Raw genomic sequence first — 13,089 nt, 5'->3', positions numbered from 1 at the left:
TATCTCACGCTTTACCGCTTCGCTTCTCGAAACGTATCCAGCCGGGCGTTAACCTTGTCACAAAGTACCGCTTACAAGGAGCCACAATGGCACTGCCCATTATTATTGATTGCGATCCGGGTCATGATGACGCGATCGCCCTCGTTCTCGCCCTCGCCTCCCCTGAACTGGAAGTGAAAGCGATCACCTCTTCCGCCGGTAACCAGACGCCGGAGAAGACCCTGCGCAACGTGCTGCGGATGCTGACACTGCTCAAACGCCCGGATATTCCGGTGGCGGGCGGCGCGGTGAAACCTCTCATGCGCGAACTGATTATCGCCGATAACGTTCACGGCGAAAGCGGCCTCGACGGCCCGGCGCTGCCCGAGCCGTCATTCGCCCCGCAAAGCGGCACTGCCGTTGAGCTGATGGCAAAAACGCTGCGTGAGAGCTCACAGCCAGTCACCATCGTCTCCACTGGCCCACAGACCAACGTGGCGCTGCTGCTGAATAGCCATCCGGAACTGCATACGAAAATCGCCCGCATTGTGATCATGGGCGGCGCAATGGGATTGGGTAACTGGACGCCCGCTGCGGAATTTAATATTTACGTCGACCCGGAAGCGGCAGAAATTGTCTTCCAGTCAGGCATTCCGGTGGTGATGGCCGGGCTGGACGTCACCCATAAGGCACAGATTCACGCCGCCGATATCGAACGCTTCCGCGCCATTGGCAACCCGATTTCCACCATCGTCGCCGAACTGCTGGACTTCTTTATGGAGTACCACAAAGACGAAAAATGGGGATTTGTCGGCGCGCCGTTGCACGACCCGTGCACTATCGCCTGGCTGCTGAAACCCGAGATTTTCACCACCGTTGAGCGTTGGGTTGGCGTGGAAACCCAGGGGAAATACACCCAGGGGATGACGGTGGTGGATTATTATTTCCTGACGGGGAATAAGCCGAATGCGACGGTGATGGTCGATGTAGACCGCCAGGGATTTGTCGATTTGCTGGCGGAACGGCTGCAATACTACGCATAAAGCGCAAAGTAGAATCCAGGGATGAACAGCGATGTTTTGGCGTAACAATAGACCTGAAATTAGCCTGCTACAGCACGATGTAGCCCATATAACGTTTTCAGTACGTAACGGAAAAGCATTGCTTCGTCCCTGCGTTATCCACGATCCCGACTCTTACGCCGGTATTCATACACTCTCCTGGCATGGCTCGCCGCTGATTCGTTTTTACACTGAAGCCTGGTGCCCAACCTGCGCAGAATTTGTTTATGCCGGTTTTAGCAATGATGATGAAGGCGCCGCGCAGTTTTTATCCTCACTTGCCGAGTGGAATCAGCCAGGAGTCGGGTTGAACGAAGCATTTACCGCCCTGACGCCGCTGTTTTCACTCTTTGCCGATGGCTATTACCGGCTGGAAGAACGCGAACTTTATCCGACGGATGGCAACGGGCATTTTTTCTGGGCGGTGGGTAACGAAAAACAACCGAATCCCGCGACCACAGGGCAGTGGATTGCTGACGTGGACTATCACTACCAGTCCGGCGAACCCTGTTTTTTACTGCCAGGCCAGCCCCCATCGCGATTTAACCCACAACGCGCCGGGTATTACCGCGATAAGCCAGAGAGCCACGCGCTGGCCTGGTATATGAATGACAGCTGGCTTTGCGTCCTGCTTGATGGTCACCATAAAGCCACCGCCGCCGCGCTGGAAGGCCGGCCCGTGAAGACCTGGGTCATCAGCCAGCCGGTGGCGATGACATGCTACGAGACGCGACAGCAATACCTGCGATTTTATGACGGCGCGCGCCTGGAAGCAGCCCAGTTTCAGCGCCGCATCCCCCTGAAAATACAGTACGAAAAACTACCGCCATCCCTTTGGGAGGATTACTTTACTCGCCATGACGGACGTTATACCCGCGTCAACTGGCCGAACGCATTGGCTAACTGCGCAACGCATTATCCCGATCTTGCGGCCTGCGCAGATATTATTGCCGCAGGCGATCTGAGCGAGGCCGGCCTCAACAAAATCATGGCGCAAGGGATCACCGAAGAGGGATTTCCCGCCGTACTGTTACGCGCGCTGTTTTATACCCATTCTCCCTTGTTGATTGATTTTGTCCGTTTTCTGACTCGCGCACCCGGTTATGCCTGCCACTACCCGCTGGCGTTTCGTTTACTGGCCCAGAAACGCACGCCACAGGCCGATGCTTTTTTCCTCGATTTCGCCATCAATGATGACGGCGAGCGCCCGGAGTTGACGAACATTATGGATGAATACTTTCGCCAGGCGTGACATTGATAAAGATCACCACGCCAGAGGGTGGTGTTCTTTATTCTATAAACTCTCTTTCCCGATAAATTAAACGCAATGGATAATGCAACGTTAGCGATTGGTATCGATCTCGGCACCACTAATAGTTTAATCGCCGTCTGGCAAGACGGAGCCGCACAATTAATACCTAATAAATTTGGTGAATATTTAACACCATCCATAATTAGTATGGATGAAAATAAACAAATTCTGGTGGGAAAACCTGCCGCAGCCCGTAAAACATCTCATCCAGATAAAACCGCTGCCTTATTTAAACGCGCAATGGGCAGTAATACTCACTGGCATTTGGGTGAAGAGTCGTTTAATGCGCCGGAATTATCTTCGCTGGTTTTACGCTCGCTGAAAGAAGATGCGGAAGACTACCTTCAGCAGCCAATCAAGGATGTCGTGATCTCGGTTCCAGCTTATTTCAGCGATGAGCAGCGGAAGCATACACGCCTTGCCGCTGAGCTTGCGGGGTTAAACGCCGTGCGCTTGATCAATGAACCCACGGCGGCGGCAATGGCTTATGGCCTGCATACGCAGCAAAATAGCCGTTCGCTGGTTTTCGATCTGGGGGGCGGAACCTTTGATGTGACCGTTCTGGAATACGCTACGCCGGTGATTGAAGTTCGCGCCTCCGCTGGCGATAACTACCTCGGCGGCGAAGATTTCACGCATTTGTTGCTTGATGAAGTGCTAAAACGCTGGAATCTCGATAAATCAGCGCTGACGGATAGCGATCTGGCTGCGCTGTATGCCTGTGTTGAAGCCGCAAAATGCGCCAGCGGCTCCCCGCTGCGCATGAGCTGGCTTTATCAGGAGCGCGCGCTGGAAAGCACGTTTTATGACGATGAGCTGGAAGCCCTGTGGCTACCGTTGCTCAACCGGCTGCGCACACCCATTGAGCAGGCGCTGCGCGATTCCCGACTCAAACCGGAGCAAATTGACAGCCTGGTGCTGGTCGGCGGCGCGTCACAGATGCCGCTGGTGCAACGCATCGCGGTGCGCTTATTCGGTAAATTGCCCTATCAAAGTTACGATCCCAGCACCATCGTGGCGCTTGGCGCCGCGACTCAGGCCGCCTGTCGCCTGCGCCATGAAGACGTTGAAGAGGTGATCCTCACGGATATCTGCCCCTACTCGCTGGGCGTGGAAGTCAACCGACAGGGCGTGCCGGGTATTTTCTCGCCCATCATTGAACGCAATACCACCGTTCCGGTGTCAAAAGTGGAAACGTACTCCACCATGCACCCTGAGCAAGACTCTATTTGCGTCAGGGTATACCAGGGCGAAAGCCACAAGGTGAAAAATAATATCCTGATCGATTCTTTTGACGTCATGCTGAAGCCGAACGGGCACATTCAGGCCATTGATATTCGTTTTAGCTACGATATTAATGGTCTGCTGGAAGTTGACGTGCTGCTGGAAGACGGCAAGAGTGAATCCAGAATCATCAGTCACAATGCCACCTCACTGACGACGCAGCAAATCGACGCCAGCCGCGAGCGCTTGCAGGCGCTGAAAATTTATCCCCGCGATATGCTGATTAACCGGACGTTTAAAGCACAGTTAGAGGAGCAGTGGTCACGCGCGTTAGGCGATGAGCGCGAAATGCTGGGGGAGATTATTACCGATTTCGACGCGGCGCTGCTGTCTAATGATATGCAGCGCGTCGATGACGTGCGCCGTCGTGCCTGCGAATATCTGGGTATTGACGAGCCGAAAGCGCCGTAACGGCGCTTTCACTGCCCCTGTTCAGAAAAAATGGAAGAATCGATTTAACGCGCAGACAATCAACGCGATCAAACCGACAATTTTCATGATTTTCATCACCCCGCCAGATTCCGCCTGACGGGGTGCTTCGGTTTTCGCTTCAGAAGACAATTTTTTCTCAGCCGCCAGTCTGAGCTCTTCCGCCAGCTCCTTTTTGTCGCGAATATCGCCTGGCTTCATGGCGATTTTTGATGACAATGCCTGGGTTATCAGCGCCTCCAGCGGACAGGCTTGCCCCTCCTCCAGCCGGATCAGCAGGCGAAAAAAGGGCTTTTCTTTGGGAAACGCTTCCAGCACCACCTGCTCCGCCGTCCGGTACAGATCCAACAGCGGCGTTTCGGGTTCCCCCTGGGTACTCAGCCGTGAATTTGCCCACGCCATCGCTTTTCGCTTATAAAACAGGGAGTCAACAAATGAACGCCCCAGCGGTGATAACCTACCGCTGTGCAAAATGTCGGCCCACAGTAAACGCGTGCGCGCGCTTTCACCGGGCACATATTCGGCATCCGCCATACAGCGCGCTTCGACCGCCATCACCGCCAGCGGGAAGAAATCAGGCCGATGCTGGCGGCACCAGCCCAGCAACAGGTCGTCCGCCTGCGTGGAGGGATAACGCTGCCAGAAATCGCAAAGATCGGCCAACAGGCTTTCCCCTTCACCGCAGAGCAAACGCTGTTTGCACAGGTAATAGTGCGCATCTTCGTTATCCGGCTCCGCGGCCTGCCAGCGACGAGCAATATCGACCAGTTCCGCCATGCCCCACTGCTCGGCGCTAAACCAGTGTAATAGTTTACGATGCAGCTGTTTATCATCGGGAATTATCCAGGCTCCCTGAACCTGTAGAGCGTCGGCAAAATGTTCGGGATAAAAGCGCCAGATATGCTCAAGCTTAAAAAAGTAGGCGTCAGTTTGGTCTTGAACAACAAGAGGCAATTTGGCCAGACTTAGCAGATCAAACGCATCGCCCCGCTTTACGGTCTCCAGAAATGCTTCCAGCTCTTCTCCCTCAGCATCATCGTCTGCTTCCTGCGGCTGCCAGTTCAGACGCTGCACCAACAATGCCAGGCAAGACAGCGAGATCGTTTCCGTTTTCATGGCGATGTCGCACAACTGCCAGCGCAGCTTATCTATCTCATCCATTGAACACTGGTTCAATTGCTGAATAAATTTCTGCCATGCCGAGGGCTGAAAGCGATCGCGCTCTGATGCCAGCAATTCCCTGAACGCCACCAGTATTTCATGTTCGTCGCCCACCTCTTCCGTTTTTACATCTTCCGCAGGCGAGGCGGCCCAGTGCTGCGCTTCTTCATAGGCCTGGCGCAATCGCTTAAAACCCTGCGGATCGCTCTCAGGGTGAAATGAGGGCAACAGGGCAAGATAAGCCTGACGGATACATTCCAGATCGGTGGTGGGTTCAATGCCCAGGATTTCCCAACAGATATTCATAAATCGCTCACTCCTTTAAGCGTTTCCGGGCATGTCGGTTGTTCGTTGAGTGGTCGCCACGGTAGCTGCGCATAATAACTCTCTGTCGTAGAGGTCAGTTCATTAAACATCCGTGCGCCTGAAGCGTCGTACTTTAGGTGGGCAAAATATGCCTGCATGGCGTCCCCTTCGGCCTGCCAGTACAGCCGACCCAACGAATAGGCGGCAAAATATTGCGTCCAGCCGTCGTAAAAATAGTGCGCCCGCGCATAGATACGCGATTGCAGCCACAGGCTTTCCTCTTCCGTCAGCCATTGATTCAACACCCCCATCCGGCATAAAAACCCCATACGCACATAGTCCCAGGCTTTAATGCCGCCGCGTCCGCAGCATAGTGCGGTTTCGGCAACAAATCGCGCATAAATCTGACCCTGCTCGCCAAACTGCGCGGTAAATTCGCGCCATTGGCGAGGAGATAGCGTAAACCAGCGGATATAAAAGGGAGCCAAATCTGCCGCATGACCATCGTCCGTCATCCGATAGATGGTTTGAATAAGATCTTCACGGTTATCAATCCCCCATGAATCGGAGAGATCAAAGTGTGTTTTCCCGGTATACATTGCCGGGGAGAAGTGCGAAGGTTTCGCGCCAATGGCACGACTGTTTAGCACCTCCATCGGCGTGGAGAGCGCAAAAAGTAAATATTGTTCTTCCTTGTCCATATTCGATATCCCTAATGCATAAACTGGCGTAATACATGGCCGACAACGCCAATAAATAAAATGATTTTAATCACCTGCCAGAGGCCAAAGCCGCCGCCAGATTCCTCCGAACTCGGCGAAGTCACTGTCGTCGCCGGTTCTTCATCTGCGACTACAGCTTCACACGGTGTGGCGACAGCCGCAGCCCGCCCCAGCAACCCGCGAATAACCAGCGCTTCCAACGGGCAGATATCCGGCGCATCAAGCTTCGTTACCAGACTCTGTAACAATGCCGCTGACGGCTCCTCGGCGCACGCCAGGCTATCCGCCACCTGATACAACAGCCAGTATGGATGCTGGCTATGCGCCTCACTCATCGCTGGCGCGCCATAATTCAAACGCCGCGCAATAAAACTTTCGCTTAGCGGCGATAATGCGCCGCTGTGCAGCGCCTCGGCCCACAGCAAGCAGGAACGAGCGCTTGAGCCGGGAATATAGAGCAGTTGTTCAGCGTTAATATCCACCTGCTCACGCCCCTCAACCGCCATCACCAGCAGCGGGAAAAAGTCCGGCCGATGCTGGCGACACCAGCGCAGCAACAGATCGTCAAGCTGGGTAGAAGGATGCGCCCACCACTGCGCGTAAAGTTCTGGCAGCAGGCTATCGCCTTCACCGCAAAATACGCGCTGGGCTAAGTAGTAATAACCCGGCGTTGCGTTATCGGGTTCGGCTTCCTGCCATGCCAGGGCGACAGGCAGCAGCTCCGCAATACCCCAGTGCAAGGTGCTGAACCAGCGTAACAAGCGTCGGTGAAAGCGCAGATCGTCCGGGACAATCCACGGGCCGTGCTGGGCCATAAGTTGGGCGAAATAGAGAGGATGCTCGAAAAAGGTGTTGTCCAGGGCATCATAAAAAGCAATGGTCTGGTTTTGTACCGTCACTGGCAAATGCAGCAATAGCGAATAATCAAACAGGTCGCCACGGCGGATTTCAAACAAAAGATCCTCCACCTCCTCGGCATCGACATCTCGATTATCACTCCCCTGTTCCCAGGCCAGGCGATCTGACAGCAGTTTCAGACACGAGTACGAAATAGGAAAGGTCTTCATCGCGATAGCGCACAGCCACCAGCGCGATTTTTCGACCTGTGAAATCGATAATTTATTGATCTGTTGGATAAACTCCTGCCATGCCTGCGGCTGAAAGCGCCGTTCGCCATCCGCCAGCAAATCACCGAATATCTCCCTGAGATAATTCACCCACGGGGTATCGGGATCCTCTTCAACCATCGTTATGGCGGGCGATGTTGTCCCCTGCAATGCATTCTCATAGGCTTCTCGCAATAGCTTAAAACCCTGCGGATCGGTTTCCGGATGAAATGACGGCAGCAGCGCCAGATAAGCCTGACGAATGGCGTCGGTATCCGTGGTGGCCTCAATGCCAAGGACTTGCCAACAGGTTTTCATAGATCGCTCACCTCCTGAAGCGTGTCCGGGCATTCAGGGTAATGGGGCAGGTAGCGCCACGGCAGCGTGGCGTAAAAACTGTCCTTCCCGGCGATCAGCTTATTCATCATACGTCGCCCCGCGTCATCAAACTCCTTACGGGCGAATGTCTCGCGTAGCAACGGTAGGTTATCGCCATTCCGTAACTGCCAGTACAAACGCCCGGTGTAATAAGCGCTGAAATATTGCAACCAGCCGGAATAATAGCTGAGCGCACGAAGCTGTATCCGCGACTGCAGCCACAGGCCCTCATCTTCTGTTAGCCATTCATTGAGCACGCCCATGCGGCAGAGAAACCCCATCCGCACATAATCCCAGCTACGAATACCACCTTCGCCGCAACACACGGCGGTATCAGCGACGAATCGGGCATAAATGCGATCTCCCTCGTCCAGCGCGTCGGTATACTCCTGCCACTCCTGCGGCGCATACCTAAACCAGCGGCGATATAGCCATTCCAGTTGTGTGGCATGACCGTCATCCGTCATGCGGGAAATGGTCTGAAGCAGCTCATCACGATTTTCAATACCCCACGACGATTCAAGATCGAAACGTTTTATCCCTAAATACATTTTCGGTGACGAATGTGACGGTAAACAGTCCTCGTTCAATACTTCCATCGGCGAGGAAAGTGCAAAGAGTAAATATTGTGATTCTTTATCCATAATAAATCGCCAAAATATATTCACGCTACAAATAAAAACGCAATTGAAAACTAAAATAGAGTACAACAAAGCCAAATCGCAATATATTATTAATCTAAAAAACAATGGCGGGATAAATTAAAAAATGAATCATTCCATAACCAGTCATCCCTGCGACAACGTATCTTTAGCACAATTAACCGAACTGGCGCAGTCAGGAAATAGTGAAGCTCAATATATATTAGGCCGTTTATATAATGACGAACGTATAGATGGCAGCGAAGAGGATAAGCTCTCTTTTTATTGGCTACAGCAGGCGGCCGAGCAAGGACACTGCGAGGCGCAATATTGGCTCGGCTTAAGATACAAAGACACGCCTACCGACATGAAAGATAATACACTGGCTTTATTCTGGTCAGAAAAAGCCGCACAGCAAGGACACCGCCACGCTTTCAACACATTAGGCTGGGTTCAGGAAGGAGAAACCGGGATGGCGCCAGATTATGCCCAGGCCGTTGCCTGGTATCGCAAAGGAGCAGAACAGAGCCACAACCTTGCGCAATATAATCTCGGGAGAATGTATCATTCAGGAACTGGCGTAGAGCAAAATGATACACAGGCACTCTACTGGTTTAAACAGGCAGCATTACAAGGCCATTGCGCCAGCCAGGAAAGACTGGCGTATATGTATGGCAATGGGAAAGGATGTCGAAAAAATTTATCCCTTGCCGCCCTTTGGTACAAGAAGAGCGCGCTACAAGAGAGCAGCTACTCGCAATATCAGATGGGCTATTGTTATTACATCGGAAAAGGTATCAAACAAGATTACCAGCAGGCAATATACTGGTTTCGAAAAGCGGCAGACCAGGGTGACGATGATGCCTATAACAGTATCGGCTGGATGTACAAATGCGGTCATGGCGTCGAGCAAAATTATTCGCTAGCACTGGAATGGTTCCACAAATCAGCAGAATGTAACAATTCATCGGGCTGGTACAACCTCGGATGCATGTACAGAGATGGATACGGTACCGCACAAGACCTACAACAAGCGCTTTACTGGTTCAAAAAAGCACAGCCCACGGGCAAATGGAACGTCGACGAAGAGATCCGCAAACTGGAAGCCCAACTGCACGCTTAACATGGCGGACGGCAACCGTCCGCTCACGATAATGAATCTTACGGCTCAAACGGCCTGCGCTGGAACTGATCGTGCCCACACTTCGGGCAGAGCGGCAGCACATCCGGCGTGTAAACCGCCAGATGATAGTGGCATTTCTCGCACACCAGATTCCCCAACCCCACCACTTCGCCACTGTGATACACGCCGTGGTGATTCAAATCCTGGAAGACTTCACGCCATTCCAGCTGGGTTTTGTCGGTAATGTCCGCCAGTTCCTGCCAGAGACTCTCTTTAATCACCCGCAAGAAGACGCTATCTTCCTGGCTCTCTTCGTAGCTCATGGCGAACTCTTCCAGATCGCGTCTGACAGCGCGCGTCAGTTCGTCCACCTCGGTTCGCGTTAACTCCCCTGTTTGCATCACGCGCTGGCGCGCCTGCTCCACCAGCGCATCAATGTCGCGCTCGCCATTGCGTAAACGCTCGCTTAATGAGGCCACCAGTTCACGGTAATATTGAGCAACCTTGTTCATCACTTCACCTCTTGGATCGTTAACTGCCTATAATAATAGACGTTATTTGCGTTACGCTTTGCAAGGCTGCCCACAGAGTCTGTAAATTCTTGTCAGGCCGACTCGCGTATCCAGCGCGTCAGCGAGGTACGATCGACATTTAACCGTTTCGCCACTAACGATTTATTATCCCTTTCCGCCTCTAATAATTTTCTCAGAATACGCAGGCGAATCGTTTTATAATCGCCAGCCAGCATCTGGCAGTCGTGGCAGGTACTTGGCTCGCGTCGGCTCCCCTCTTCCAGATCGTCCAGCAAGAGGCGGCCCTCATCCAGCGTTGCCGGGGAGTGATCAATAGAGAGCACCAGCCGTTCGATAATATTGCTTAACTGCCTGACGTTTCCGGGCCAGGCGAAGCGCTGAAGCTCTTGCCACAGCGCCGGGGTTAACGTTAGTGCCGGGCGTTTATAATGCTGGCTGAAACTAGTAAGCAGCGACAGGCCGATGGCTTTGATATCCTCCGGACGTTTGCGTAGCGGGATAGTGGTTACTTTTAATACGTTAAGCCGATAATAAAGATCTTCGCGAAATGTCCCGTCCGCAATGAGCTTCGTTAACGTCTGATTGGTCGCCGCAATCACGCGAATATCAACAGGTATCATCTGGTCTGAGCCCAGCCGCATAATCTGCCGCTCCTGCAATACCCGTAATAAGCGCGTCTGTAGCGGTTTATCCAGTTCGCTAATCTCATCCAGAAAAATGGTACCGTGGTGCGCTAATTCAAACAGGCCTATTTTGCCTTTCGGCGACGCGCCGGTAAATGCGCCAGCGACATAGCCAAAGAGTTCGCTCTCCAGAATCTGAGGGGCCATCGCGCCGCAGTTAATGGCGACAAACGGGCCGTTGACGCGTTGGCTGGCATTATGAATACTTTGCGCCAGCACCTCTTTTCCCGTCCCGCTTTCGCCATTAATTAAGATAGTCGCGTCCGTACCGGCATAATTTTTAATGATCGCCAGACGACGCAGCATTTCCGGGTTTTCGGTAAGCAGATCGTCGAAATGATAGCGGGCGCTCAAGCCACGGCGAGACAGTTCCTGGCGGCGAACATGATGTTCCACCCCCTGTAAACTGGAGACGGTTTGCATCGTCAACACTACCCGGCTTAACTGTCTGGCCGCAAATACCGGATACAGATTAACCACCATCGCGCCTTGCGGCGTATCGACGACTTTCGCGCTGACGGTTTTTCCCTCGCGTAATGTATGCCGCTCCTGGTGCAATACCTGTTTCAGGAAAGATGCGTCATAAATTTCACCGGAGGCGTTAATTTTAAAAAGTTGGCTCGCATATTTATTATAATGCAGTAACGCGCCGGTATCATCAAGCGTGATAACTGCTTTATCAAACTGATCGAGAATCAGCTGCAGATGATGACGCTCGAGTAATTGGCTGCGAAAAGCCAGATATAATGAGCGGGCTTCTTCCAGAGCTTCGGTTATTGAGGCGGGGCTGGAATCAAGTAAACGGAATTGCGAGCCCAGCGGTGAAAAATAATCCTGACAAACGGTATCGCCAACAATGCAATCTAATGGCGTGGACGCTAATTGCCGCTTCAGGCAAGAAATCGTTTCTTTATCATTTCCCTGTAAGGTAAAAATTTTATAGTTAATATTTAACTGTTCCGCTACGCGCGCGCATCCTTTGATCACACTGGAAAAGCCGACAATACCGACAGTGCCTTTTTGTCCTTTAAAAGGGATAAGCGCATCAAGAATGTCGTAGCCGGACATTTTAATTTCGACTACCGGTAATTTACTGTGCTTTTTTAATATTTCCGCACAGCCGCCACGACTAATCAGTACCTGGTGCCCACGGGACTCTAATAAAGGTAGCTCATCCAGGATACGATTAAGCGTCGTTTGATGAATAGTGACGGCGTAATCCAACTGCGCGACCAGCGCCTCGGCAGCCTTTGCCAGTTGCGGATAAGGAGAGACAAAACAGAGAGGAGATGCGGCTATATCTTTCGTCTTATTCATCACTCACCATCCTGTTGGTTTATAAACGGGCGAGACCGCCCGTCGTGATTTATTTTCCGCCGAAACGCTAACCGCCTGCGGCGGCTGGGTTCAGTTTACGATCGTAGCGTTTTTTTATCCATACGGTCAGGAAGGGGGCGCACAGAGCGGTAATAATCGTCGAGGCCGCCACCTGCGCCGCCGCCGTCGACGCCAGGTCAGTAAAATGCGGATCGAGCAGCGCGATTGCCGCTGGCGTCGCGACGGCGTTGCCAGAGGTGGTGGATACCGCCGCGCCTGCCACGCCGCTGCCTCCCGTCACACGATCGGCGAAAATATTAAAAAATCCGCCAATCGCCACCGTCATGAGTCCCAGTAAAATGCCTGAAGAACCTGCCGTGATAAGTCTTGCGAAATCAATACCGTATCCTAACCCAAAGGCAAAAAAGGGAATCGTTACCACGCTGCCCTGTTTAAGAAACTTGCGCATGTCCTCATCCAGATTGCCCAAAATCATGCCAATGATAATGGGAATAATAACCGCCACCAGATTCATAAAGGGTATCGACACCATGCCTGCCGACCCTAACGCCAGCATGGTGAAAAAGGGACCATCGTTCAACGATATTACCGCAATCGCGCCGCCGTCGGTTTCATCGCCGTACTCCCCCACCAACGCGGCATATAACCCACTGTTCGAGTTGGTCATCGCCGAAATAATCGCTAAAGCCGACAGACCTAATAACCCATCCGGGCCGCAAAATTTTCCGACCAGAATGCCAATAATCACGCCGCTGGCAAATTTCGCAAAGGTGATCGCAGCGCCTTTTTTCAACGCTTTCGGCGCGGCTTTAAACTGGATATCCGCGCCCATACAGACTAAAAACATGCCTAAAATCGCCATTGCGCCATGCGAAATAGAGGTGACAAAACCGCCTATTTCCAGCGCCTCCGGCGCAAAGGTTTTAAACAATGCGCCGATGATCAGCGGTACAACCATCATACCACCAGGAAAACGTTCCAGTGTTTTTTTAATTTTCATAGCTTATTCCCAGGAGATAACCGGACAGCTTGT

At 52.5% G+C, this 13,089-nt stretch carries 11 protein-coding genes; 4 read left to right on the top strand and 7 right to left on the bottom strand.

What is annotated here, in order from left to right; genetic code table 11:
- Window positions 1-86: 86 nt before the first annotated feature.
- The 3 genes from rihA to hscC all read left to right on the top strand — a co-directional run bounded on the left by rihA (window position 87) and on the right by hscC (window position 4,047).
- A complete protein-coding gene (gene rihA / locus NBA72_RS07415; protein WP_001207430.1) occupies window positions 87-1,022 on the top strand; it encodes a pyrimidine-specific ribonucleoside hydrolase RihA in 936 nt (311 codons plus the stop codon).
- A gap of 31 nt (window positions 1,023-1,053) precedes the next feature.
- On the top strand, window positions 1,054-2,292 hold the full coding sequence (locus NBA72_RS07410) for a hypothetical protein (RefSeq protein ID WP_023223959.1): 1,239 nt from the start codon (window positions 1,054-1,056) through the stop codon (window positions 2,290-2,292).
- A gap of 75 nt (window positions 2,293-2,367) precedes the next feature.
- Window positions 2,368-4,047 carry a molecular chaperone HscC gene (hscC, locus tag NBA72_RS07405; protein ID WP_042948019.1) on the top strand — a complete coding sequence of 560 codons (1,680 nt, stop codon included), beginning with the start codon at window positions 2,368-2,370 and terminating at the stop codon, window positions 4,045-4,047.
- Window positions 4,048-4,068: 21 nt separating this feature from the next.
- Here hscC and NBA72_RS07400 read toward each other — a convergent pair whose 3' ends face one another.
- The 4 genes from NBA72_RS07400 to NBA72_RS07385 are packed head-to-tail and all read right to left on the bottom strand — an operon-like array spanning window position 4,069 to window position 8,382.
- The gene (locus NBA72_RS07400) at window positions 4,069-5,532 is read right to left on the bottom strand and encodes a J domain-containing protein (protein ID WP_042948020.1); all 1,464 of its coding nucleotides are present in this window, start codon (window positions 5,530-5,532) and stop codon (window positions 4,069-4,071) included.
- Window positions 5,529-6,233 carry a DUF1266 domain-containing protein gene (locus tag NBA72_RS07395; protein ID WP_023206848.1) on the bottom strand — a complete coding sequence of 235 codons (705 nt, stop codon included), beginning with the start codon at window positions 6,231-6,233 and terminating at the stop codon, window positions 5,529-5,531. Before NBA72_RS07395 ends, NBA72_RS07400 begins: the two co-directional genes overlap by 4 nt.
- An 11-nt stretch (window positions 6,234-6,244) precedes the next feature.
- Window positions 6,245-7,678: a J domain-containing protein gene (locus NBA72_RS07390; protein WP_042948021.1), complete on the bottom strand. Its 1,434-nt coding sequence runs from the start codon at window positions 7,676-7,678 to the stop codon at window positions 6,245-6,247.
- The gene (locus tag NBA72_RS07385) at window positions 7,675-8,382 is read right to left on the bottom strand and encodes a DUF1266 domain-containing protein (protein WP_042948023.1); all 708 of its coding nucleotides are present in this window, start codon (window positions 8,380-8,382) and stop codon (window positions 7,675-7,677) included. The genes NBA72_RS07390 and NBA72_RS07385 overlap by 4 nt, the downstream gene beginning before the upstream one ends.
- 124 nt (window positions 8,383-8,506) lie before the next feature.
- Between NBA72_RS07385 and NBA72_RS07380 the strand changes: the two genes are divergently transcribed.
- Entirely contained in the window at window positions 8,507-9,502 is a 996-nt protein-coding gene (locus NBA72_RS07380; RefSeq protein WP_001016627.1) for a tetratricopeptide repeat protein, read from the top strand.
- Window positions 9,503-9,540: 38 nt separating this feature from the next.
- On the opposite strand, the gene NBA72_RS07375 is transcribed toward NBA72_RS07380, so the two are convergent.
- From NBA72_RS07375 to NBA72_RS07365, 3 genes are all read right to left on the bottom strand, one after another.
- Entirely contained in the window at window positions 9,541-10,014 is a 474-nt protein-coding gene (locus NBA72_RS07375; RefSeq protein ID WP_001044885.1) for a zinc ribbon-containing protein, read from the bottom strand.
- Between the two features lie 92 nt (window positions 10,015-10,106).
- Window positions 10,107-12,035, bottom strand: coding sequence for a sigma-54 interaction domain-containing protein (locus tag NBA72_RS07370; RefSeq protein WP_042948025.1), 1,929 nt, complete (start codon window positions 12,033-12,035; stop codon window positions 10,107-10,109).
- A 67-nt stretch (window positions 12,036-12,102) separates the two neighbouring features.
- Window positions 12,103-13,056 carry a 2-keto-3-deoxygluconate permease gene (locus NBA72_RS07365; RefSeq protein ID WP_000694480.1) on the bottom strand — a complete coding sequence of 318 codons (954 nt, stop codon included), beginning with the start codon at window positions 13,054-13,056 and terminating at the stop codon, window positions 12,103-12,105.
- Window positions 13,057-13,089 lie beyond the last annotated feature (33 nt).

The organism is Salmonella sp. NW1250, assembly GCF_051812965.1.
GTDB classification, from domain to species: Bacteria; Pseudomonadota; Gammaproteobacteria; order Enterobacterales; family Enterobacteriaceae; genus Salmonella; species Salmonella enterica.
Note: the sequence above shows the minus strand (reverse complement) of the source record. Positions and strands in the feature narration are given on the sequence as shown.

Bases quoted from the DNA above. Each gene is read 5' to 3' on its own strand.
- hscC (WP_042948019.1), top strand. From the start codon at position 2,368: ATGGATAATGCAACGTTAGCGATTGGTATCGATCTCGGCACCACTAAT.
- NBA72_RS07385 (WP_042948023.1), bottom strand. From the start codon at position 8,382: ATGGATAAAGAATCACAATATTTACTCTTTGCACTTTCCTCGCCGATG.
- NBA72_RS07400 (WP_042948020.1), bottom strand. From the start codon at position 5,532: ATGAATATCTGTTGGGAAATCCTGGGCATTGAACCCACCACCGATCTG.
- NBA72_RS07370 (WP_042948025.1), bottom strand. From the start codon at position 12,035: ATGAATAAGACGAAAGATATAGCCGCATCTCCTCTCTGTTTTGTCTCT.
- NBA72_RS07395 (WP_023206848.1), bottom strand. From the start codon at position 6,233: ATGGACAAGGAAGAACAATATTTACTTTTTGCGCTCTCCACGCCGATG.
- NBA72_RS07365 (WP_000694480.1), bottom strand. From the start codon at position 13,056: ATGAAAATTAAAAAAACACTGGAACGTTTTCCTGGTGGTATGATGGTT.
- NBA72_RS07410 (WP_023223959.1), top strand. From the start codon at position 1,054: ATGTTTTGGCGTAACAATAGACCTGAAATTAGCCTGCTACAGCACGAT.
- NBA72_RS07380 (WP_001016627.1), top strand. From the start codon at position 8,507: ATGAATCATTCCATAACCAGTCATCCCTGCGACAACGTATCTTTAGCA.
- NBA72_RS07390 (WP_042948021.1), bottom strand. From the start codon at position 7,678: ATGAAAACCTGTTGGCAAGTCCTTGGCATTGAGGCCACCACGGATACC.
- rihA (WP_001207430.1), top strand. From the start codon at position 87: ATGGCACTGCCCATTATTATTGATTGCGATCCGGGTCATGATGACGCG.
- NBA72_RS07375 (WP_001044885.1), bottom strand. From the start codon at position 10,014: ATGAACAAGGTTGCTCAATATTACCGTGAACTGGTGGCCTCATTAAGC.